Origin of the sequence: Pseudomonas sp. UBA6323 (genome assembly GCF_002439135.1) — a bacterium.
In the GTDB taxonomy this organism is placed as follows: domain Bacteria; phylum Pseudomonadota; class Gammaproteobacteria; order Pseudomonadales; family Pseudomonadaceae; genus Aquipseudomonas.
In genome coordinates this window covers 96,488-119,188 of record NZ_DJSX01000011.1, presented here as the reverse complement: position 1 = coordinate 119,188, position 22,701 = coordinate 96,488, and the positions used below count along the sequence as shown (strand labels likewise).

General features: G+C 61.3%; 21 protein-coding genes and 1 tRNA gene. 13 read left to right on the top strand and 9 right to left on the bottom strand.

Going from position 1 to position 22,701, the window contains the following annotated elements:
- Together B3P22_RS03695 and B3P22_RS03690 are read left to right on the top strand one after the other, a co-directional pair.
- A partial coding sequence (locus tag B3P22_RS03695; protein WP_296269938.1) for a SpoVR family protein occupies positions 1-1,325 on the top strand: 1,325 nt, incomplete at its 5' end.
- A gap of 61 nt (positions 1,326-1,386) precedes the next feature.
- Entirely contained in the window at positions 1,387-2,616 is a 1,230-nt protein-coding gene (locus B3P22_RS03690; RefSeq protein WP_296269937.1) for a multifunctional CCA addition/repair protein, read from the top strand.
- A 155-nt stretch (positions 2,617-2,771) separates the two neighbouring features.
- Here the strand turns inward: B3P22_RS03690 and folK are convergent, their stop codons facing one another.
- Together folK and folB are read right to left on the bottom strand one after the other, a co-directional pair.
- Complete coding sequence (gene folK, locus B3P22_RS03685; protein ID WP_296269936.1) at positions 2,772-3,305, bottom strand: 2-amino-4-hydroxy-6-hydroxymethyldihydropteridine diphosphokinase; 534 nt, start codon at positions 3,303-3,305, stop codon at positions 2,772-2,774.
- Positions 3,296-3,652, bottom strand: a complete 357-nt coding sequence (folB, locus tag B3P22_RS03680) for a dihydroneopterin aldolase (protein ID WP_275547427.1) — start codon at positions 3,650-3,652, stop codon at positions 3,296-3,298. Before folB ends, folK begins: the two co-directional genes overlap by 10 nt.
- A gap of 74 nt (positions 3,653-3,726) precedes the next feature.
- On the opposite strand from folB, the gene plsY reads away from it, so the two are divergent.
- On the top strand, positions 3,727-4,296 hold the full coding sequence (plsY, locus tag B3P22_RS03675; RefSeq protein ID WP_296269935.1) for a glycerol-3-phosphate 1-O-acyltransferase PlsY: 570 nt from the start codon (positions 3,727-3,729) through the stop codon (positions 4,294-4,296).
- Positions 4,297-4,362: 66 nt separating this feature from the next.
- Here plsY and tsaD read toward each other — a convergent pair whose 3' ends face one another.
- Positions 4,363-5,388, bottom strand: a complete 1,026-nt coding sequence (gene tsaD / locus B3P22_RS03670) for a tRNA (adenosine(37)-N6)-threonylcarbamoyltransferase complex transferase subunit TsaD (protein ID WP_296269934.1) — start codon at positions 5,386-5,388, stop codon at positions 4,363-4,365.
- A gap of 203 nt (positions 5,389-5,591) precedes the next feature.
- On the opposite strand from tsaD, the gene rpsU reads away from it, so the two are divergent.
- The 8 genes from rpsU to B3P22_RS03630 all read left to right on the top strand — a co-directional run bounded on the left by rpsU (position 5,592) and on the right by B3P22_RS03630 (position 14,651).
- Positions 5,592-5,807 carry a 30S ribosomal protein S21 gene (gene rpsU / locus B3P22_RS03665; protein ID WP_003290642.1) on the top strand — a complete coding sequence of 72 codons (216 nt, stop codon included), beginning with the start codon at positions 5,592-5,594 and terminating at the stop codon, positions 5,805-5,807.
- A gap of 145 nt (positions 5,808-5,952) precedes the next feature.
- The gene (gene dnaG, locus B3P22_RS03660) at positions 5,953-7,956 is read left to right on the top strand and encodes a DNA primase (protein ID WP_296269933.1); all 2,004 of its coding nucleotides are present in this window, start codon (positions 5,953-5,955) and stop codon (positions 7,954-7,956) included.
- Positions 7,957-8,023: 67 nt separating this feature from the next.
- Positions 8,024-9,871, top strand: a complete 1,848-nt coding sequence (gene rpoD / locus B3P22_RS03655; protein ID WP_197856904.1) for an RNA polymerase sigma factor RpoD — start codon at positions 8,024-8,026, stop codon at positions 9,869-9,871.
- A 143-nt stretch (positions 9,872-10,014) separates the two neighbouring features.
- A tRNA-Ile gene (locus B3P22_RS03650) sits at positions 10,015-10,091 on the top strand.
- A gap of 218 nt (positions 10,092-10,309) precedes the next feature.
- Entirely contained in the window at positions 10,310-11,431 is a 1,122-nt protein-coding gene (locus B3P22_RS03645; RefSeq protein ID WP_296269932.1) for a Fic family protein, read from the top strand.
- Between the two features lie 171 nt (positions 11,432-11,602).
- Positions 11,603-12,373, top strand: coding sequence for a nuclease-related domain-containing protein (locus tag B3P22_RS03640; protein ID WP_296269931.1), 771 nt, complete (start codon positions 11,603-11,605; stop codon positions 12,371-12,373).
- Positions 12,331-13,866, top strand: a complete 1,536-nt coding sequence (locus B3P22_RS03635; protein ID WP_296269930.1) for a hypothetical protein — start codon at positions 12,331-12,333, stop codon at positions 13,864-13,866. The genes B3P22_RS03640 and B3P22_RS03635 overlap by 43 nt, the downstream gene beginning before the upstream one ends.
- A 143-nt stretch (positions 13,867-14,009) precedes the next feature.
- Entirely contained in the window at positions 14,010-14,651 is a 642-nt protein-coding gene (locus B3P22_RS03630) for a GIY-YIG nuclease family protein (protein WP_278325558.1), read from the top strand.
- Positions 14,652-14,866: 215 nt separating this feature from the next.
- Here the strand turns inward: B3P22_RS03630 and B3P22_RS03625 are convergent, their stop codons facing one another.
- Together B3P22_RS03625 and B3P22_RS03620 are read right to left on the bottom strand one after the other, a co-directional pair.
- Complete coding sequence (locus B3P22_RS03625; RefSeq protein WP_296269929.1) at positions 14,867-16,063, bottom strand: type II toxin-antitoxin system HipA family toxin; 1,197 nt, start codon at positions 16,061-16,063, stop codon at positions 14,867-14,869.
- Positions 16,063-16,314 (bottom strand): helix-turn-helix domain-containing protein, encoded by a 252-nt coding sequence (locus B3P22_RS03620; RefSeq protein WP_296269928.1) that lies wholly within the window; start codon positions 16,312-16,314, stop codon positions 16,063-16,065. Before B3P22_RS03620 ends, B3P22_RS03625 begins: the two co-directional genes overlap by 1 nt.
- A 291-nt stretch (positions 16,315-16,605) precedes the next feature.
- Between B3P22_RS03620 and egtB the strand changes: the two genes are divergently transcribed.
- Together egtB and egtD are read left to right on the top strand one after the other, a co-directional pair.
- Entirely contained in the window at positions 16,606-17,889 is a 1,284-nt protein-coding gene (gene egtB, locus B3P22_RS03615) for an ergothioneine biosynthesis protein EgtB (protein WP_296269927.1), read from the top strand.
- Between the two features lie 2 nt (positions 17,890-17,891).
- Positions 17,892-18,854: an L-histidine N(alpha)-methyltransferase gene (gene egtD, locus B3P22_RS03610; protein WP_296269926.1), complete on the top strand. Its 963-nt coding sequence runs from the start codon at positions 17,892-17,894 to the stop codon at positions 18,852-18,854.
- 598 nt (positions 18,855-19,452) lie between these two features.
- On the opposite strand, the gene B3P22_RS03605 is transcribed toward egtD, so the two are convergent.
- The 4 genes from B3P22_RS03605 to B3P22_RS03590 form a co-directional block, all read right to left on the bottom strand.
- The gene (locus tag B3P22_RS03605; RefSeq protein WP_003084988.1) at positions 19,453-19,611 is read right to left on the bottom strand and encodes a YqaE/Pmp3 family membrane protein; all 159 of its coding nucleotides are present in this window, start codon (positions 19,609-19,611) and stop codon (positions 19,453-19,455) included.
- Positions 19,612-19,725: 114 nt separating this feature from the next.
- A complete protein-coding gene (locus tag B3P22_RS03600) occupies positions 19,726-20,826 on the bottom strand; it encodes a GGDEF domain-containing protein (RefSeq protein ID WP_296269957.1) in 1,101 nt (366 codons plus the stop codon).
- Positions 20,827-20,907: 81 nt separating this feature from the next.
- Positions 20,908-22,203 carry a TRAP transporter large permease gene (locus B3P22_RS03595; RefSeq protein WP_197856893.1) on the bottom strand — a complete coding sequence of 432 codons (1,296 nt, stop codon included), beginning with the start codon at positions 22,201-22,203 and terminating at the stop codon, positions 20,908-20,910.
- Positions 22,193-22,669, bottom strand: coding sequence for a TRAP transporter small permease (locus tag B3P22_RS03590; RefSeq protein WP_296269923.1), 477 nt, complete (start codon positions 22,667-22,669; stop codon positions 22,193-22,195). The genes B3P22_RS03595 and B3P22_RS03590 overlap by 11 nt, the downstream gene beginning before the upstream one ends.
- Between the last annotated feature and the right edge of the window lie 32 nt (positions 22,670-22,701).

Sequence of the window (22,701 nt, the reverse complement as noted above, 5' to 3'; positions counted from 1 at the left end):
GCTACAAGCGCGGCCAGATGGGCCTGGCCTACGAGATCGTGATCAATTCCGATCCGTGCATCGCCTACCTGATGGAAGAAAACACCATCTGCATGCAGGCGCTGGTGATCGCCCATGCCTGCTATGGCCACAACAGCTTCTTCAAGGGCAACTACCTGTTCCGCACCTGGACCGACGCCAGCTCGATCATCGACTACCTGGTGTTCGCCAAGCAGTACATCATGCAGTGCGAGGAGCGCTACGGCATCGACGCCGTGGAGGAACTGCTCGACTCCTGCCACGCGCTGATGAACTACGGCGTCGACCGCTACAAGCGCCCCTACCCCATCTCCGCCGAAGAAGAGCGGCGGCGCCAGAAGGAACGCGAGGAACACCTGCAGAAGCAGATCAACGATCTGTGGCGCACCATCCCCAGAAGTGCGGACAAGGGCAGCGAGAAGGACAACAAGCGCTTCCCCGCCGAGCCGCAGGAAAACATCCTCTACTTTCTGGAAAAGCACGCGCCGCTGCTGGAGCCCTGGCAGCGCGAGGTGATCCGCATCGTGCGCAAGATCGCCCAGTACTTCTACCCGCAGCGCCAGACCCAGGTCATGAACGAAGGCTGGGCCACCTTCTGGCACTACACCCTGATGAACGACCTGTACGACGAGGGCCTGGTCACCGACGGTTTCATGATGGAATTTTTGCAATCGCACACCAGCGTGGTCTACCAGCCGCCGTTCGACAGCCCCTACTACAGCGGCATCAACCCCTACGCCTTGGGCTTCGCCATGTACCGCGACATTCGCCGTATCTGCGAGGAGCCCACCGATGAAGACAAACGCTGGTTCCCGGACATTGCCGGCAGCGACTGGCTGACCACCCTCAAGTTCGCCATGACCAGCTTCAAGGACGAGAGCTTCATCCTGCAATTCCTCTCGCCCAAGGTGATTCGCGACTTCAAGCTGTTCGGCATCCTCGATGACGACCAGAAAGACGAGCTGCTGGTGCCGGCCATCCATGACGAATCCGGCTACCGCACCATCCGCGAGCTGCTCGCAGCGCAATACAATCTGGGCAACCGCGAACCCAACGTGCAGATCTGGAACATCGACCGCCGCGGCGATCGCTCGCTGACCCTGCGCCATCAGCAACACGATCGCAAGCCTCTGGGCGACTCCACCGGCGAGGTGCTCAAGCACCTGCATCGCCTATGGGGTTTCGATATCCACCTGGAGGTGTGCCAGGGCGACCAGTTGATCACCACTCAGCATGTGCCGCCACGTGGTAGCGCAGAGAGCGACAACGAATACCCACGGCTGGACCTGGTCATCCCGCCTATTTGATCGCTTACCGGCCGCCTTCTCTCGATCTTCGGTATCCTCTGCACTCAGTGGAGGAACACCTATGCAGATCTACAAAGTCGGCGGCGCAGTGCGTGATCGCCTGCTCGGCCGCCCCGTCAGCGAAGTGGACTGGGTCGTGGTCGGCGCCAGTGCAGAACAGATGCAGGAGCTCGGTTATCGCCCGGTTGGCGCCGATTTTCCCGTGTTTCTGCATCCGCAGACGGGCGAGGAATATGCCCTGGCACGCACCGAGCGCAAGAGCGGCCGCGGCTATGGCGGCTTCACCTTTCACGCCAGCCCCGACGTCACGCTGGAAGACGACCTGACCCGCCGCGACCTGACCGTCAACGCCATGGCCGAAGACGATCATGGCGGGCTTATCGATCCTTACGGCGGTCAGCAGGATCTTCAGGCACGCCTGCTGCGCCACGTGTCCCCGGCCTTCGCCGAAGATCCGCTGCGCGTACTGCGCGTCGCCCGCTTCGCCGCACGCTACGCCCCGCTCGGCTTCAACGTCGCGCCAGAAACCTTGGAACTGATGCGCGAACTGGCGGAGTCCGGCGAACTGCGCCATCTCACCGCCGAACGTAGCTGGAAGGAAATTTCCCGTGCCCTGATGGAGCCGCGCCCGGACGTGTTCATCCAGGTGCTGCGCGATTGCGGCGCCCTGGCAGCGCTGCTGCCGGAAGTGGATAAGTTGTTCGGCGTGCCGCAACCGCAGGCGCATCACCCCGAAGTCGACACCGGCGAGCATGTGCTGAGTGTGCTGCGCCAGTGCGCGGAGCACGACCAGCCACTTAACGTGCGCTGGGCCTGCCTGCTGCATGATGTCGGCAAGGGGCTGACGCCGGAGGCCGAATGGCCGCGGCATATCGCTCATGAGCACAAGGGGCTGCGCCTGATCCATGCGATCAACGAGCGCTGCAAGGCACCGCGCGACTGCGCCGAGCTGGCAGCGCTGGTGGGCGAGTTTCATACCCACGGCCACCGCGCACTGGAACTGCGCCCCTCGACGCTGCTCGAGCTGCTACAGCGCTTCGACGTGTTCCGCCGCCCGCAGCGCTTCGCCGAATTCGTCGCTGCTTGTGAGATGGATGCCCGCGGCCGCCAGGGATTGGAACAACGCGACTACCCGCAAGCCGCTTACCTTTTGGGCGCCGCCGAGGTAGCAAGGCAGGTGGCGGTCAAGCCGCTACTGGAGAAGGGCTTCAAGGGCGCGGAGCTGGGCGAGGCGCTCAACCGCGAACGCCTGCTAGCGCTCAAGGCCTACAAACAACAGCACGCCGCGTAGGAGCGGCTGGGCGGCATTCCGTTTCAGCCGCGATCATCACAGCTCCGCGGCCCGCCTTTTCGCGGATAAATCCGCTCCTACCGGTCAACGCCAACCCGTAGCCCGGATGCAATCCGGGATATTCCCAGCGTCCGTTCTCCCGGATTGCATCCGGGCTACGAAGAGCGCGCCTGCAGCAGTTCGGCCGGCGTCAACTCGGCGCCGCGCCATTGGAAGGCGGCCGGCCATAACTGCTGATTGATCTGCGCCGAGGCCCAGAGTTCGGCGAACGAACGACCATCGAGCGGGTGACACACCTGCGGCGCCAGCAAGGCCAGCGGCCAGAGCACGAAGGCGTTCTTGAGAATTTCCGCCCGCGGTAGGATCAAGCCGTTGAAGTTGCCGACCTGCTCGCCATACAGCAACACGTCGATATCCAGCGGCAGGCCCTTGCGGTCCGGCGCGTAGCGGCCGTTATCGGCCTCGATGAACTTCAGCCGGCGATCCAGCTCCAGCAGCGGCAGCGCGGTTTCGCCGACCACCACCAGGTTGAAGAAATTGCCGCTCTTGATGCCCACCGCATGGCTTTCGAAGACAGGCGAGCAGCGCATGTCACTGAGCAGGCCAGCCAATGCATCGAGCCCGGCAGCAAGGTGAGCCTCACGCTGCACATTACTGCCGAGGCCGAGATAGACGCGAGTCAGAGGCATCCGCGCTCGATCTCCACACCCACGCCGCCACGTGCGGCCGGCACTGCACCGGGCTTGGTCAGTTTCAGGCGAATCCAGGGAATATCGAACTCATCCATCAGGAGCTGCACCAGGCGCTCGGCGAAGGTCTCGACCAGAATGAACTGCGATTCGGCCGCGAAGGCCTGGATGCGCGTGGACACGCTGGCGTAGTCGAGCGCCAGATTGAGGTCATCACCCGCTGCGGCCGGGCGGTTGTCCCAGGCCATCTGCAGGTCCAGACGCAGGCACTGGCGAATGTCGCGCTCCCAATCGTAGGCGCCGATCACCGTGTCGACTTCCAGCCCCTCGATAAATACTCTGTCCACCGTACTCTCCGCGCCACGACAAGGGCGCTGCACCTCGTTAGAATCGGGCCACCCCATGCCCTGGAATGGCCACCATGTTCTGGCTTCTGGCAATCCTTGCCTACCTGCTCGGTTCGTTGTCCTTCGCCATCCTGCTCAGCCGACTCGCTGGCGGGCCTGACCCGCGTGCCAGTGGCTCAGGCAACCCCGGCGCCACCAACATGCTGCGCGTGGCCGGCAAGAAACTCGCCGTCATGACGCTGATCGGCGACCTGTTCAAGGGCCTGCTGCCGATCCTGATCGCCAAGCTGTTCGGCCTCAACCTGCACCAGCAGGCTTGGATCGGGCTGGCGGCGGTCGTCGGCCATCTTTACCCGCTGTACTTCCGTTTTCGTGGCGGCAAGGGCGTGGCCACTGCCGCCGGCATGTTGCTCGGCCTCTATCCACCGGCCGCCTTGCTTGCTCTGGCGGCCTGGGCGCTGGTGTTCCTGCTGACCCGCACCAGCTCGCTGGCATCGCTGATCGCCACGCCGCTGACGCTACCACTGCTGGCCTGGCAACAACCGGCGGCCTTGTTACCGGCCTGCGTACTCACCGGTTTGATCGTGTGGCGCCACCGCAGCAATCTGCGCGATCTGTTCGCTGGTCGCGAACGGCGTTTTTGATCAATCTGTAGGAGCGGCTTCAGCCGCTAAAATCGCGGCTGAAGCCGCTCCTACAGACATCCTTTATCAAATCGCTGGCAGCGACTCCATCGGCCAACGCGCCTGCACCTTGATCGCCAGGTCTTCATGCTGCCCGGCCAGCAGACGCTGGCAACCGGCATAGGCAATCATCGCACCGTTGTCGGTGCAGAATCGCGGACGCGCGTAAAACACCTTGCCCTTCATTTCACCCAGCATACGTTCCAGATGCTCACGCAGCGCCTTGTTGGCGCTCACGCCACCCGCGATGACCAGGCTCTTCAGCCCGCTCTGCTTGAGTGCGCGCTTGCACTTGATGGTGAGAGTCTCAACCACTGCCTGCTGGAAGGCCAGCGCGATGTCGCGACGGGCTTGGTCGAGGTCGTCGTCGCCAGCACGGCATTGCTGCCAGGTATTCAGGGCGAAGGTCTTCAGGCCGCTGAAACTGAAATCCAGGCCCGGGCGATCGGTCATCGGCCGCGGGAAGACGAAGCGCCCCGGCGTGCCCTGCTCCGCCAGTTTGGCGATCTCCGGCCCGCCGGGGTAATTCAGCCCCATCAGCTTGGCAGTCTTGTCGAAGGCCTCACCGGCGGCATCGTCCAGCGACTCGCCGAGCAATTGGTACTGACCGATGCCATCGACCCGCACCAGCTGGGTGTGGCCGCCGGACACCAGCAAGGCGACGAACGGAAAGGCCGGCGGCTGTTCTTCCAGCATCGGTGCCAGCAGGTGACCTTCCATATGGTGCACGCCGACGGCCGGAATGCCCCAGGCAAAGGCCAGCGCCTGCGCGCAGGAAGCGCCCACCAGCAGCGCCCCGACCAGGCCGGGGCCCGCCGTGTAGGCCAGTGCATCGATATCGCTGGCCTGCTTGCCCGCTTCATCCAGCACCTGGCGGATCAGCGGCAGCATGCGTTTGACGTGATCACGCGAGGCCAACTCGGGCACCACGCCGCCATACACACGGTGCAGGTCGATCTGGCTGAACAGGGCGTCAGCCAGCAGGCCGCGCTCGCTGTCATAGAGCGCGACGCCGGTTTCATCGCAGGAAGTTTCCAATCCCAGTACGAGCATAGAGCTTGAACCTTGGTTTGCCGCGTGGAACAAAGGCGCGCATGATAAGCGCCGCCCGGCGGAGCGACCAGCGCTTTTCGACCTAAGGGCTTTGCATTCCGCGCGACGAGGCGGTAACATCCGCAACCCTTGAAAACCGACGCATCCCGAGCCATCTGCCGGGCACGCGTTGAAACCGGTAATTAAAGATAGGTACGACCTGGATGCCAGCCGTCAAAGTTAAAGAGAACGAACCCTTCGACGTAGCCCTGCGTCGTTTCAAGCGCTCCTGCGAAAAAGCCGGTGTACTGGCTGAAGTTCGCAGCCGCGAATTCTACGAAAAGCCGACCGCTGAGCGTAAGCGCAAAGCAGCTGCCGCTGTTAAGCGTCACGCCAAGAAAGTGCAGCGCGAGCAGCGCCGCAGCGTTCGCCTGTACTAATAACGTACACGCCACGCTCGAATGCCCGGCTTATGCCGGGCATTGCATTTGAAAACTCCGCCTCGCGCTTAGCGAGTGAGCGGAGTTTTTGCTTTTCTACCCATCCGTTGTCCAGCGCCTGCGCCGGGCAGTATGCTGAGCGCCTATGGCCGGCCTGATCCCGCAATCCTTCATCGATGACCTGCTCAACCGCACCGACATCGTCGATGTGGTGAGTTCGCGCATCCAGCTGAAGAAGACCGGCAAGAACTACAGCGCCTGCTGTCCTTTCCACAAGGAAAAGACGCCCTCCTTCACCGTCAGCCCGGACAAGCAGTTCTACTACTGCTTCGGCTGCGGCGCCGGCGGCAATGCCCTCGGCTTCGTCATGGACCACGATCAACTGGAGTTCCCCCAGGCGATCGAGGAACTGGCCAAGCGCGCCGGCATGGACGTGCCGCGCGAGGAAAGCGGCCGCGGACACAAACCCAGGCAGCCGGTCGACTCGCCGCTCTATCCGCTGCTCAATGCCGCCGCCGAGCACTATCGCCAGGCCCTGAAAAGCCATCCACAGCGCAAGTACGCCGTGGACTATCTCAAGGGCCGCGGCCTGACCGGCGAGATCGCCCGCGACTTCGGCATCGGTTTCGCCCCGCCCGGCTGGGACAACCTGCTCAAGCATCTGGGCGCCGACGCCCTACAGCAGAAAGTCATGATCGACGCCGGCCTGCTGATCGAGAACGCCGAGAACGGCAGGCGCTACGATCGTTTCCGCGACCGCATCATGTTCCCCATCCGCGACAGCCGTGGCCGGGTGATCGCCTTCGGCGGCCGCGTACTGGGCGACGACAAGCCCAAGTACCTGAACTCGCCTGAGACTCCGGTATTTCACAAGGGTCAGGAGCTCTACGGCCTGTTCGAGGCGCGCAAGCACAACCGCGATCTCGACGAGATCATGGTGGTCGAAGGCTACATGGACGTCATCGCCCTCGCCCAGCAGGGCCTGCGCAATGCCGTGGCGACCCTGGGTACGGCCACCAGCGAAGAGCACCTCAAGCGCCTGTTCCGCATCGTGCCCAGCGTGCTGTTCTGCTTCGACGGCGACGCCGCCGGGCGCAACGCCGCCTGGCGCGCCCTGGAGTCGACACTGTCGAGCCTGCAAGATGGCCGCCGCGCACGCTTTCTGTTCCTGCCCGACGGCGAAGACCCGGACACCCTGGTACGCGCCGAAGGCACCGATGCTTTCCGCGCGCGCATCAACCAGCATGCCCAGCCACTGGCCGACTACTTCTTCCAGCAACTGTGCGAAGAAGCCGACCCGCGCTCGCTGGAAGGCAAGGCGCATCTGGTGACCCTGGCCGCGCCGTTGATCGACAAGATTCCCGGCAACAACCTACGCGCCCTGATGCGCCAGCGTCTGAGCGAGATCACCGGTCTTTCCGGCGAAGCCATGAGCCAGGTCGCCAGCGCCCCACGCAGCCATGCGCCAAGCACACCCAACCATGCGCCCAGCAGCGACTACCCGGATTACGGCGACATTCCCGATAGCGGCTACTACGACAATCTGCCGGACGTCGGCGGCTACGAGCAGCCCGCCCCGCCCCAGCAGCAACATTACGAGCGCAATAACGAAGGCGGCAAAGGCAGCTGGAAGAAAGACGGCGGCGGCAAATGGAGCAAGAAGGGCAAGGGCGATTTCGCGCCACGTGCCCCGCGTACTGCGGTGAGCGTCGAATCACCACATCTGATCGCCCTGCGCACCCTGCTGCACCATCCGCAGCTGGCGCAAAAGGTCCAGGATGTCAGCCACTTCGCCGACGAAGAGGACACCTACGCGCAACTTCTCGTAGCGCTGGTCGGCGCTCTGCAGAAGGCGCCCAACTTGCGCTCGCTGCAACTAATCGCCCGCTGGCACGGCACCGAGCAAGGTCGCCTGCTAAGGGCACTGGCAGAAAAGGAATGGCTGATTCAGGGCGACAACCTTGAACAGCAGTTTTTCGACACCATTACTACACTTGCAAATAGTCAATCGCAGAGGCGGCGTGAAAAGGCGCTCCGCAGCATCATTCATAAAAGCCCCAGCGAGCTCACAGACGAGGAAAAGACATTGCTCAGAGAGCACTACAGCCTCACTTCCTCACCGAGCAGCAAGTCCCCAACTGGCGCCTAGAGCCAAAACCGAGGTATAATCCTCGGCTTGTTTTCAGCCCGCCAAGACCTTCAGTGGATAGGGTGTTATGTCCGTAAAAGCGCAACAGCAATCTCGTTTGAAAGAATTGATCAGCCGTGGTCGCGAGCAGGGTTACCTGACGTACGCGGAGGTCAATGACCACCTACCGGAAGATATTTCCGATCCGGAACAGGTGGAAGACATCATCCGCATGATCAACGACATGGGGATCAACGTATTCGAGAGTGCTCCGGATGCGGACGCCCTGTTGTTGGCCGAAGCCGACACCGACGAGGCTGCAGCAGAAGAAGCCGCTGCCGCCCTCGCCGCCGTTGAGACCGATATTGGCCGCACCACCGACCCGGTGCGCATGTACATGCGCGAAATGGGTACCGTGGAACTGCTGACCCGCGAAGGCGAGATCGAAATCGCCAAGCGCATCGAGGAAGGCATCCGCGAAGTCATGAGCGCCATCGCTCACTTCCCCGGCACTGTCGACGGCATCCTCGCCGAATACAACCGCGTCACCACCGAAGGCGGCCGCCTGGCCGAAGTCCTCAGTGGCTACATCGACCCGGATGACGGCAGCGTGCCTGACGAAGCTGCCGCTCCTGTTCCCGTCAAGGAAGGCGCCGCCGCTGAAGAAAGCGACGACGAAGAAGAAGACGAGAACGGCGACGACGAGGAAGAAGAAGGCGATGGCGGCCCGGACCCGGAAGAAGCGGCTCGCCGTTTCACCGCCGTGGCCGAGCAGCAGGACAAAGTCCAGAAGGCCCTGAAGAAGCATGGTCGTGGCAGCAAGCAGGCCATCGAAGAGCTGGCCGCCCTGGCCGAGCTGTTCATGCCGATCAAGCTGGTGCCCAAACAGTACGAAGCCCTGGTCACCCAGGTGCGCGATGCCCTGGACCGCCTGCGTGCGCAAGAGCGCGCCATCATGCAGCTGTGCGTACGTGATGCGCGCATGCCGCGTGCCGACTTCCTGCGCCTGTTCCCGGGCAACGAAATCGACATGGATTGGGCTGGCGACCTGGCCAAAGGCAAGGCCAAGTACGCCGAAGCTCTGGGCAACCTGCAGGGCGACATCCAGCGCTGCCAGCAGAAGCTGGCCGATCTGGAGGCCGAGTGCAGCCTGAGCCTGGCCGAGATCAAGGACATCAACCGTCGCATGTCCATCGGTGAAGCGAAAGCTCGCCGCGCCAAGAAGGAAATGGTCGAGGCCAACCTGCGTCTGGTCATCTCCATCGCCAAGAAGTACACCAACCGCGGCCTGCAGTTCCTCGACCTGATCCAGGAAGGCAACATCGGCCTGATGAAGGCGGTGGACAAGTTCGAATACCGTCGCGGCTACAAGTTCTCGACCTACGCCACCTGGTGGATCCGCCAGGCGATCACCCGCTCGATCGCCGACCAGGCGCGCACCATCCGTATTCCGGTGCACATGATCGAGACGATCAACAAGCTCAACCGCATCTCCCGTCAGATGCTGCAGGAAATGGGTCGCGAGCCCACTCCGGAAGAGCTGGGTGAGCGCATGGAAATGCCCGAGGACAAGATCCGCAAGGTATTGAAGATCGCCAAAGAGCCGATCTCCATGGAAACCCCGATCGGCGACGACGAAGATTCGCACCTGGGCGACTTCATCGAGGACAGCACCATGCAGTCCCCGATCGACGTGGCCACGGTCGAAAGCCTCAAGGAAGCCACTCGCGAAGTGCTGGCCGGCCTCACTGCCCGTGAAGCCAAGGTCCTGCGCATGCGCTTCGGTATCGACATGAACACCGACCACACCCTCGAGGAAGTGGGCAAGCAGTTCGACGTCACCCGTGAGCGTATCCGCCAGATCGAAGCCAAGGCGCTGCGCAAGCTGCGTCACCCGACGCGAAGCGAGCACCTGCGCTCCTTCCTCGACGAGTGATACTAGAACCCCCGGCCCAGGCCGGGGGTTTTGCTTTCTGGTCTCGACACCCCGGCATGGCACCGTGATGCGGAAATTTCTCCCGCCTGGTCAAGCGGTTGGCGCTGGCGATAACGCACCGGTATAATCCGCCGGCCTTCTGGGGGCCTATAGCTCAGTTGGTTAGAGCACTCGACTCATAATCGATTGGTCGCAGGTTCAAGTCCTGCTGGGCCCACCATCTTCAAAGCCGCGCACTGCGCGGTTTTTGTGTATCTGGCTACAAGCCACCTTCCCCGGTAAAAAGCCACATTTCGTCCACACTCAGCAGCAGAATCGCGAGTCGTCTCGCTGGTACTTGACTCGCACTGGTTGGACACTGAGCCGAATAGCCGGCATTATCGGCTCACCAAATGAGCCGAATAGGCTCTCGATTCAGCTCATAGACGAATCTCCCTTATGAACGACCCACTCTGGATCTGGCAGCAGCCCGACTGGCCACAGTTCAGCTGGCAAGCCGAAGCGCTGGCACCGCTGCTGCGCGCTTGCAGTCAGGCTCAGGGGCGTTTGTTGGGAATGCTCGGCGCGGTGGGCAGTGACACCGAAGTGCAGAGCAGCCTGGATGCCATGCTTCAAAACATCGTCACCTCTTCTGCCATTGAGGGTGAGCAGTTGAATGTCGGTTCGGTGCGCTCATCACTGGCGCGGCGCTTGGGGCTGAGCGAAGAAGACCGCACAACGTCCCGCTCCGAAGGCCTGGCAAACCTGCTGCTCGATGCCACCCATGCGCATCAACAACCGCTGGACGAACAGCGACTGTTCACCTGGCACCGCTGGTTATTCCCCACCGATGACCAACTGCTGGCTCGACCGCTACACATCGGCAAATTGCGCGGCGAAGAGCCGATGCAGGTCGTTTCCGGACGCATCGACCGCCCGACAGTCCATTTCGAGGCCCCTCCTCGCGCAGGATTGGAAGCGCAACTGACGGACTTTCTCGTCTGGTTCGAGAGCAGCCGCAACGATGCCAGCCTTGACCCCTTCCTGCGCGCTGGCATCGCCCATTTCTGGTTCGTGACCCTGCACCCCTTCGATGACGGCAACGGCCGCCTTACGCGCGCCATCACCGATCTGGCATTGGCTCAGGGCGAGCAACAAGCCATCCGCTTCTACGCCATGTCGGCAAGCATCCTCGACGACCGCGCCGGTTACTACCATATCCTCGAAGCCAGCCAGAAAGGCGAGCTGGATATCACCCCCTGGCTGCAGTGGTTTCTCTCCACCTTACTCAACAGCCTGGAGCAGGCCCTTGCTCGTATCGACCGCGTGCTGGTCAAGGCGCGCTTCTGGCAGGCACACCGCAGCCAAACCCTATCGGCGGAGCAAGTCAAAGTGCTTAACCGACTGCTTGATGGCGGCGAACGGGGCTTCGAAAACGGTATCAGCGCAGCCCAGTACCAAGCCGTGGCCAAGATATCCAAAGCCACCGCGACCCGTCACTTGGGCGACCTGCTGGAAAAAGGCTGCATCGAGCGGCTGCCCGGCGGCGGGCGCAGCACCCGCTACCAGATAGCACGCTGAACCGAGTTGTTCAGACCTCGGTGCGTCATCGCGCCATAGGACAATGGTCGCGATCCCCTTGAGCACTCGAAAGCAATTGGCCATTATCGGCTCAGTGCCAGGCATCTGGATTTCGGCACCCCTGCTCGCCCGCTACGCGGGCGCCCACCAAGCAGCTGCTCAAGGAAGAAAATGGATTACAGCCCGATAGTCGCCCAGGTCTGGGGCATGCTGACCTGGTGCATCCCAGCGGCCCTGCTGATCGGCCTGCTCAAATCGCCCTGGGCCAAGGGGCAGATCGGTGAACTGCTGGTGCGTCTGTTCGCCCACTGGCAGCTGGACAAGCAAACCTACCGCCGCCTGCACAACGTCACCCTGAATACGCCGGACGGTACCACCCAGATCGACCACGTATTCCTCTCGCCCTACGGTATCTTCGTGCTGGAAACGAAGAACATGAGCGGCTGGATCTTCGGCAGCGAGAAGCAGGCGCAGTGGACGCAGAAGCTCTACAAACGCTCCTTCAAATTCCAGAACCCACTGCGGCAGAACTACAAACACCTCAAAGCCCTGGAAGCCACCCTTGGCGTCAGCCCCGAGCATCTGCACTCGGTCATCACTTTTGTCGGCGGTAGCACTTTTAAAACCGAAGTCCCGGCCAATGTGACCCAGGGCATTGGCTTTATCCGCTATATCCAGTCATTCCAGCAGCCGGTATTCAGCGAGACTGAAGTCGACGCCATGCTGCACGCCCTGCAAACCGGCCGCCGCGCACCGACCCTCGCCACCCACCGCGAGCATGTGCAAAACCTCAAGCGCCGTAGTGATCCGACTGCCAAGCGACAATGCCCGAAATGCGGCAGCGCACTGCTGATTCGTACGGTGAAGACAGGGGCGAAGGCCGGGCAGCAGTTTTGGGGATGTTCGGGGTTTCCGAAGTGCCGGATGATGCAAAGTCTTTGAGAGATAGAGCCAGGACGACGTCTCCCCATATTACAAATCTGAATGTCGCCCCCACCTCAAGAGCAACTTTCACAATGTTTATACCCATCAGCAAGCGCAGGTTCGAGGCCTACTTTTACGGCCGCTCGCCGCACGTAAAGGATTTCACAACGGAGGTGAATTGGTATGCCTGCGAGGTAGAGGGGGTCACACTGCTGGCAGTGGTATTGCGCTGTCACATCGACGATGACTACAACGCAATTGTCTTGGCCCGCGACCTGGCAAAGCGTTTCCGTGCTGTAGAAACGGTGGTCTCACTTCCCACCGCAGATGAGGCGATTCAGGAAGCTGCCAAAAGGATTCCGAGGATCGTTGCAAAAGCTGTCGACGGAATGGTTAGCCAGAGCGATGAGGCGGAAAGTCCGTTCGGCATTTTCGCCTCGAAAGTGCCCGAGCATAAGCAAAACCAGTACCTGAAAATGCTCTTGAATGACCCGACCTACTATCCGGCAAGGGTTGCCATGGAGGAGCTGGCTCATTGGTTCGAAGACCCAGACGGCATATTCATACGGGGCTTGCAGGGTAACGAATTCAACTCTCGCCTGTTCGAGCTTTACCTTCAGGCAGTTTTCTATGAGCTCGACTTCAACATAGATCACTCTCACCCTCAACCAGATTACCTGCTATCCAAAGGAGGCATGACTGTTGCAGTAGAGGCCGCCACGGTCGCGGAGCTTGAAGACGAAGAAATCGGTGATCAGCCTATCAAGGAGGAAACAATAGCGGCCCTGCTGGAACACGTTGAGAAGGCTATGCCCTTCAAATTCCAGAGAACACTAGCCAAGAAGGTACGCCACCGGCCTGAACCTCTAGGGCTGCCCTACTGGGAGTTGCCTCATACTAAGGGGCACCCCTTCGTAATTGCCGTCCATGATTACTCGATGGCGATGTCGATGGCGACTTCACAAGGCTCCCTGCAAAAATTTCTCTATGGCCTGGAGCTGATCGACGGGAAAATGGTGCCGGTGGAGCGCCATGAGTATGAGGGACGAACAATCTCTTCAAACTTCTTCGCTCAGCCTGGGAACCGGCATGTCTCCGCCGTCATGCTGGCCACTGGCGCAACAATTCCAAAGTTCAACCGTATGGGGCGTCTCGCGGGGGTTAGGAGTAGTACATCGATGGCAGTGGTCTACGGCGCTCGAACGGATGCGGAAGGCAACCCTTATCCGTTTAAATCTATCGTCGACGACGGCGACTATTACGAAGCCTGGCACGATGGCATCTACATGTTCCATAACCCAAACGCAGCCATCCCCCTTCAGCCCGAACTGTTCCATCGGGTAATCCACTGTTTTAGGGATAGAGACCGCCTAATAGAGTATCTACCCCCGAATTACATCCTTAGCTCGGTGACCCAGATGTTTAGGTTCAAGGAATCGCAAGCTGACGAGTTCAGACGTCAATTTAATCTTGACGACTTCCAGCCTGACCGCCCCATCGAAGATGACTAGAAAAGGCAGCTAGGACGCGCTGTTTGGCCAACGGCTAAAGACCGTTTTGGGCAGGTACGAGCCGCGCTGCAATGCGGGTAGTTTATGTTTCATTCCTAGCCCCGCTGATACCATCAAAAGAGCACGATTTCTTAGGATTGAAGATGCCGAACGACCTCAGCTTCACCGATGTAGTCCGCGAGATTCTTCGCCAGCATCCTGAAGGACTAACATCCCAGCAGATCCGAGAAATCGTGAAAGTCGAATACCCCCAGCACGTCGGAACCCCAAGCCATCTAAAAAACGTCGCGGCCGGCAACTACAAGGACGTAGACCATGCAGTTCTGGCCCGCATCTATCTGGCCTGCAGAGGCGCATCAGACATCACTGCGGACAAAAGCCGTAAACCGCACCTGATGACACTCTTGGCGGATGCTGCCTCAGGCGAAACCCAGGCCGATGACTTCATCGAGGGGGAGGATCTAGCCAAGTTGGAGGCCGACATCGGCACGCTGTACGTGCTTTCCACCGGTCTCTACACCGCTGAGCAGGTCGAGATAGTTAAGATCGGGATTACCACAGGGCCCGTCGACAAGCGCATCAGCCAGCTTTATACGACAGGTGTACCATTTCGCTTCACGGTATTAAGTCAGCTTGAAACCACAAACTATTCAAAGCTTGAGCAAGCCCTGCACTGTCTGTTCGACAAGTACCGGATCAATAAGTCCCGAGAGTTCTTCACAGCTCATTGCCTGCAGTTTCTTCCAGATCTAATAGCCATCCACCGGAAGATCGAGGATGCGTAAGAGGCGGGAAATCGGGGACAGATTTATTTTCCTATACAGTGGTGCACCGCGCTCTGGGTGCACCACCACCCGTCGCCTTAGTTCTTACCCATTGTCATCAACACTATTGCCAGCCAACTCCTCCTCAAACAATCAGGGACAGACCACGATTTACCGCTGAAAAGCTTGGTCTGTCCATCGTTCCTCCCTGCACTGCGACCCCAAATCTGCCTCCACTAACCAAAGCTCTGCATAAAAGGCCCAGCACACTGCCTGATTGCGGCGACCACATGCGGTGCCTGCTCACGCAGCTCGGTTAAGCGCGCCAGCACTCGTTCCAGTGCTTGTAACTGCTCGCGGATCACTTCTTCTGGCCGCGCCACATCACAGACTTGAGCAAAATCCAGCAGCCCTTGGCGCGACGCGAAGAGCGACTTATTGCCTACGAGATCCAGCGCCAAAACGTCCTCTGGGATATAGGCAGTGGTGTTGACGATATCGTAGGCCGGTGCCAACCGCGCATCGCGCTGGGTCGGGTTGGAATACAGCAGGCCGAAGTTCTTCAGATGGGCGTCGCCATTACCGACGATGCAGCTCAGGGTGACGATGGCGAATAGCTGTGCCAGCGAGCCTTGCACCTGCTCGGGCGCACAGAACAAGCGGATGGCCTTGGCGATGGCTGAATAGCTCTTGCTGTACTTTTGCTGCGCAGCCAGCCCCATCAAGGCCGCCATGTCCTCGAAGCCGATGGGGTTGAGTTGTTTATCCCGGTCGAAACGGCGCATGACGAACAACTTGGCGTTGTCGGAAAGGTAGAATTCCGGCACCGCGATGCCCGCCTCTTTGGCGATGGACATGCAAAGGAACTCGTTGATCGCCAGCCCTGGAAACTCGTCTCGACCGCTCTTGATGATCAGCTCGGAGGTTTTCGAGGTAAAGCGTTGCGGCATCGCGCCCTGGTGCTCCGGCACCAGCACCTTGGGCTGAACGCCCGAAATCCCGGCGCGCAGGATGTAGCGATCCACCAGGCTGGCAAAAATATCTTCTGCTCCATCCCAGGCGAGGATTTCTTCCAGTTTTTCGCCGGGGAATTGCTGTCTGCGCAGCAACGCATCCACGTCAGGCGAACTGACCGTCACCCGCCCGATAGGCGAACTGCTGCCAGACAGCGCCAACAGCAACATCGGGTCAAGGTTGGCCACCTTGGCCAGGCGGTTGCGTAGCTGTTCAAGGACGTAGCCTTCCGGCAGGTTCATCTGGAAAATGGGGTGCAGTTCCCGATGGCGGTATTCGTCCAGGCGTACCGGCATGAGCAAGCTGATCGCTGCCTGCGCCTTGGCATTCTCGTGGTAGCGGAACAGATAGTCAGTGCCACTGGCAAGCACCTTGCCGCTATCGCCCTCAGGCGTTGCAACCTGCAGCACGGCTGTCATCAATCGAACACTCCCTGTATTTCGTCCAGCGTGGGCATGGCTGCTGGAACCACCTCGAGTTCAGCGTCGAGGGCTGCCAGCACGCGCGCATAGGCCATCATCCCCACGGTGAGATCGCCCTTCTCGATGGCGATGACCTTTTGCCGAGTGATGTCCGCAAGGGAAGCGAGCGCGGCCTGTGTCAGCCCGCGATTGAGACGGCGCAGCCGAAGCTGCTCGCCAAGTCGTAGCGTGATGAGGGCATAGTCCATGTTCTTTATACGTAACAATTAATATTAAATGTAACGTATACCGAACTATTCGAGAAAGCAAAGCGAATCAGGTTGCTCATATAGGCCACTGAAACCCTAGGCGAGGCAGTCGATGCCATACAGATCGCAGCCTCGCCCAGTTTTTTGGAGGCCCAACGCCCCCAATGGTTAACTGCCCCCGTTTGCACCCCTGGCATACAACCGCCACATTTTTCCCTGAACCTTTGCCCTTCTTGCCCAGTCGGCTTAAAGAACCGTCGCGCTTTGCGACGCCAGCAAAGGATGCGCGATATGCCGAACCGCGCCAGCAGGATCGACGTTTCACAATTGCAACTCGAACAGCTATGGCAGCGTTATCAGCGGGTACGCGCTGCCACGGAACGGCTCTGCGAGCCGCTGGAGCGCGAGGATTACGTAATCCAGAGCATGCCGGACGTCAGCCCGCCGAAATGGCATCTGGCGCATGTGACCTGGTTCTTCGAGGCCTTCGTGCTGCAGCCATTCCTGCCGGGTTATCGCCCGCTGGATGAGCGCTACGACCATCTGTTCAACTCCTACTACAAGACCCACGGCACACCCTTCGAGCGAGCGCGGCGGGGGTTGCTGTCGCGGCCGACGGTAAGTGAGGTGTACGCCTATCGCAGCCATGTCGATCTGGCCATGGAGCAGTTGCTCAACAGCATGGGTGCCGACCTCAATGACGAGGTACTGCAGCGGGTCGAGCTGGGGCTGGAGCACGAGCAGCAGCATCAGGAACTGCTGCTGATGGATATCAAGCACATCCTGGCGCAGAACCCGTTGCGCCCGGTCTATCGCAACGACCTCAAACCGGGTGGCGCCGAGGCGAGCAAGCTGCGCTGGATCAACTTCCCCGCCGGCTTGCGCCATATCGGCCATGCCGGCGAGGAGTTCGCCTTCGACTGCGAGCGGCCGCGGCACCGCGTGTTCGTCGAGGCCTTTCAGCTCGCCAACCGGCCGGTGAGCAATGGCGAGTACCTGGAGTTCATCCGCGATGGCGGTTATCGCAGCACAGCGCTGTGGCTGGCGGATGGCTGGGACCATATCCAGCGCGCCGGCTGGCAGGCGCCGCTGTACTGGCAATGCGAGGGCGACGACTGGCTGGAGCTGACCCTGGGCGGCCCGCGCGAGCTGGATCTGAATGCACCGGTCTGCCATCTGAGCTACTTCGAGGCCGAGGCCTTCGCCACTTGGGCGCAGGCGCGCCTGCCGCGAGAGGAGGAATGGGAGGTTGCCGCACAGGACGAACCGCTGTGGGGCAACTTCGTCGAGAACGATCATCTGCAGCCGGTAGCCGCGGGCGCCGGCGATGGCCTGCAGCAGCTCTATGGCGATGTGTGGGAATGGACCGCCAGCGCCTACCGGCCATATCCCGGCTTTCGTCCGCTGGGCGGCAGCCTGGGTGAGTACAACGGCAAGTTCATGTCCGGGCAGATGGTATTGCGCGGCGGCAGCTGCGCCACACCCGAGGATCACGTTCGCCCCACCTATCGCAACTTCTTCTACCCCACGATGCGCTGGCAGTTCTCCGGCCTGCGCCTGGCCAAGGAGCTCTGAGCATGGCATTGGCAATCCGCACCCACGAACAGTCCAGCAGCCCGGAACAGGAAAGCCTGCGCGAAGAAGCGCTGCGCGGCTTCGCAGCCAGCCCGAAAGCGATGTCACCGAAGTTCTTCTACGATCACCGCGGCTCCCAGCTGTTTGAGCTGATCTGCCAGCAGCCGGAGTACTACCCGACGCGCACCGAGGAAACCATTCTGCACCTGGCAGCGCACGATATCGCCGAGCTGGCCGGGCGCAACGCCAGCCTGGTGGAGCTGGGCAGCGGCGCCAGCCGCAAGATTCGCCTGCTGCTCGAAGCCCTGCGCCCGACGCGTTATCTGGGCATCGATATCTCCCGCGAGTTTCTGGATATCTGCACCCGTCGCCTGGCCGCCGACTATCGCTGGCTCGACGTGCACGCCCTGTGCGCCGACTTTAGCCAGCCGCTGAAATTGCCCGCCGAGGCGCTGGGGCAACGGCCGCTGGCGTTCTTCCCCGGCTCCAGCATCGGCAATTTTGACCCGGATGAAGCCCGTGCCTTTTTGCGTAATTTGCATCGGGCGCTGCCGGCCGGCAGCGGCTTGCTGATCGGCGTGGACCTGGTGAAGGACCGGCAGGTGCTGGAGCGCGCCTACAACGATGCGACCGGGGTGACTGCGCTGTTCAACCTCAACCTGCTCGAGCGCATCCGCAACGAGCTGGACAGTGATATCGACCCGCGGCGCTTCGAGCATCGGGCCTTTTTCAACGAGGCCGAGTCGCGTATCGAAATGCACCTGGTCAGCAAACAAGCGCAACAGGTACGCATCGAGGATCGCGTGTTCGACTTCGCGGCAGGCGAAACCCTGCATACGGAGAATTCCTATAAATACACGCCGAGCGGCTTTTGTGGGTTGGCGGGTGAATGCGGCTTCGCCTCGGTCGCCATGTGGCGCGACCCGGCGCAGTTGTTCAGCGTACATTTTTTGCGGCGGGAATGATGGCCGTGTAGGAGCGAATTTATTCGCGATCAAGTTTGGGCACCGAGTCGGGCCTATCGCGAATGAATTCGCTCCTACAGAAGAGGGTGACTTGGCTTCGTTGCTTTTGGAGTCTCAGCGTTTGGCGGTGAGGGCGATGCCGGGGATGCAGCCAAGCGGTGAACGTGGCCTCGCCTCGGTCGCCATGTGGCGCGACCCGGCGCAGCTGTCAGCGTGCATTTTTTGCGGCGGGAGTGATGGCCGTGTAGGAGCGAATTTATTCGCGATCGAGTTTGGGCACCGAGTCGGCCCTATCGCGAATGAATTCGCTCCTACAGAGAGTGGGTGCCTTGGCTTCGTTGCTTGTGGGCCTCAGCGTTTGGCGGTGAGGACGATACCGGGAATGCAGCCAAGCAGGAATGCGGCTTCGCCTCGGTCGCCATGTGGCGCGACCTGGCGCAGTTGTTCAGTGTGCATTTTTGCGGCGGGAATGATGAGCGTGTAGGAGCGAATTTATTCGCGATCCAGTTTGGGCACCGAGTCGGGCCTATCGCGAATGAATTCGCTCCTACAGAGAGGAGGCCTTGGCTGAGCCGCGGCTTCTCATTGTTTGCAGGTCTTAGCGCTTGGCGATGATGTACACCGCGTGGACGATGCCGGGGATGTAGCCCAGCAGGGTGAGCAGGATGTTCAGCCAGAACGCGCCGCCGAAACCCACTTGCAGAAAAACGCCCAGCGGCGGCAGCAGGATGGCGATGAGGATACGGATAAGGTCCATGCAATACTCCTTTGCATTCCACAAGGTGTACTGAAACAGACCCGGCCATGCGCCCAGCAGTTCAGATCGAGTCACCTGCGCCCAAGCCGACAGCGATATTCAGCGGTCGATCAATCACAGCCTTACGTCGAGCTTGTCCAGCAGTAGCTCAGGCGGCAGGTCGGCGCTGACCAGTTGATTACGCCCACGCTGCTTGCCGCTGTACAGGCGGCGATCGGCGGTGCGGTACAGCTCGGCAGCGCTGCGGCCATCCCTCGGCCAGGCGGCCAAACCGAAGGTGGCGGACAGTGCAATCTGAGCACCGTCGTACTCCAGCGGTTGATCGGCGATCTGCTTGCGCAGCTTTTCCACCAGCGGTTCGGCGCCCGCGCTGTCGGTGTGGCGCAGCAACAGGCCGAATTCCTCCCCGCCCAGGCGCCCGAGAAAGTCGGTGACGCGCAGACGCTGCTGCAGTAGCTGGCAGATGTGCTGCAGGGCCATGTCGCCGGCGTCGTGCCCCCACTGATCATTGACCTGCTTGAAGTGGTCGACGTCGAGCAGCACCAGCACCAGGTGCCCGCTGCTGCGATCGGCCTCCTGGATGCTGCGCTGCAGGGCATGCTGGAAGCTGCCGCGGCTGGCCACGCCAGTCAGCGAGTCGGTCTGCGCCAGGCGCTCCAGCTCCTCGTAGGCCTGCATGCGCAGGCCGTCGTAGATATGCACGAAGACCAGGATCAACACGCCGCACAGGGCAGCGTTGCCGACGTCGATCAGGCCATGAGTGTCCAGGTTCAGGTGGTTGTCGGCAAAGTACAGCAGCAGGCCGGCGAGCATGAACGGCGCGGTGAGCAGGAAGGCACGGCGCTTGCCCAGCAGCAGGTAGGCCAGCAGCGGAATCATGTACAGCCAGACGAACGCCGCTGAGGACGCATCCGGCATGACGATGATGTAGAGGATGAAGCAGAAGGTCGGGATCAGGTACAGGTAGATCCACAAGTACAGATGCCTGGCGCCCTCGATGCGCCAGGCACCGAACAGCAGCAAGGCCGTGAACAGCACTTCAACGATGGCGAACGGATAGTTGCCGGCCAGCGCCTGCAGGATCGAAAAGCCACCGAGGGTCAGGCCGGTGGCGAGCAGGATGGTACGCACCAGTGCGCGCTTGCCAGCCTCCAGAAGGCCGTCGCTGTGCCCTGCGCCTACATCCCTGTGATCGTTATAGTTGCCATCGCCCATTTTATTGCCCAGCACGACCTGCGACGGTGCGCAGCCCCCGCGCTGCACACCTCCAGGCAACTATAGACGGCCTTGCCTGTTTTACACCGCGTAACCCATTACGCGCGGCAGCCACAGGGCGATTTCGGGGAAGATCGCCACCAGCAGCAGGGCGCTGGACATCACCACGACGAACAGCGCCGCCCAGCCGACGGTCTGCTCCAGACGTATCTTGGCGACTTCCGCCGTGACCATCAGGTTGATCGCCACCGGTGGGGTGAACTGGCCGATGGCGATGTTCATCGCCAGCAGGATGCCGAACCACACCGGGTTCCAGCCGAAATGCTGCATGACCGGAATCAGGATAGGCATCAGGATCAGGTAGATGGAAATCGCGTCGAGCAGCATGCCGGCCAGCAGCACGGCGAGCATCACCAGCGCCAGCAGCACCCAGCCGTTGTCCGACAGTGAGATCAGCCATTCGGCCAGGTGGCGGAAGGTGCCGAGCATGGTGCCGGCCCAGGCGAAGATGCCAGCCAGGGCGATGATCAGCATGACTACGCCGGAGATCACCCCGGCCTCGCCGCATAGGCGCCAGAGGCTGCGCCAGTTCAGTTCGCGGGTGAGGAACAGGCCGACCAGCACGCCGTAGGTCACGCCGACCACAGCCGCTTCGGTGGGTGTGAACAGGCCGCTGCGCAGGCCACCGAGGATCAGTACCGGGGCGAACAACGCCGGCAGCGCCTGCTTGAAGCTCTCGCCCAGCGGCGGACGCTCGCCCTCCTCCGGGGATTCCCAGCCGTAATGGCGCGACAGCAGCCAGGCCGGTAGCAGCAGCACCAGACCGGCCAGGATGCCGGGGAACAGGCCGGCGGCGAACAGCGCACGCAAATCGACACCCGGCACCACGATGGAATAGAGAATCAGCGCGATGGACGGCGGAATCAGGATGGCGGTCGAGGCCGAGGCAGCGATCAATGTGGCCGAGAACGGCTTGGGATACCCCGCCTTGGTCATGCTCGGCAGCATCACCATGGCCACGGCAGCAGCATCGGCCGGGCCTGAGCCACTCATGCCGCCCATGATCAGGCACACCAGCACCGCGACCAGCGCCAGGCCGCCATGACGCGGGCCGATCAGCGCCTGGGCGAAGCGCACCAATCTGAGTGCTACGCCGGCTTTCTCGAACACCAGGCCGGTGAGGATGAACAGCGGGATGGCAATCAACGGGTACTTGGCCACGCCGTTGTAGGTGTTGGTGCCGAGGGTGGCGAGCATGTCCGGCGACAGGCCGGCAATGATGCCGATGGCCCCGGACAGGCCGAGGGCGAAGGCCACCGGTACGCCGAGCGCCAGCAGTACGACGAAACTGAGGATCAGCCAAAGATCAGGGCTCATCGCTGATCCTCCCGCGCAGGCGATCGACGGTCATCTGGGTCAGGCGCACAAACACCAGCAGCGCCAGGATCGGCAGCCAGATTACGTACCACCAGTTGGGCAGGCCAAGGCCGGGCGATTCGGAATCCCACTGGAATTCCTCCCAGGCGAACTGACCGCCGTACCAGCACACCAGCCCCAGTACCAGCACACCGGCCAGCCACTGCAACAGGATCAGCGGCGTGCGCAGGCGCGGGAACAGGCGTTCGAGCAGACCGATACGAATATGTCGGTTGCTGCGCATGGCCACCGAGGCACCGGCGAAGGTGAGGATGACCAGCAGGAACACCGAGATTTCCTCGGTGAAGGCAAAGGATGCATCGGTGAAATAACGCACCACGACGTTGGCCAGGCTGATCAGGCTGATGATCACCAGGGCCAGGGTGGCGAGCACGCGCTCCAGCGGCGCGTCGACTTGCTTGCTCATAAGAACCTCGAATGACCGGAGCAACGCGCGCC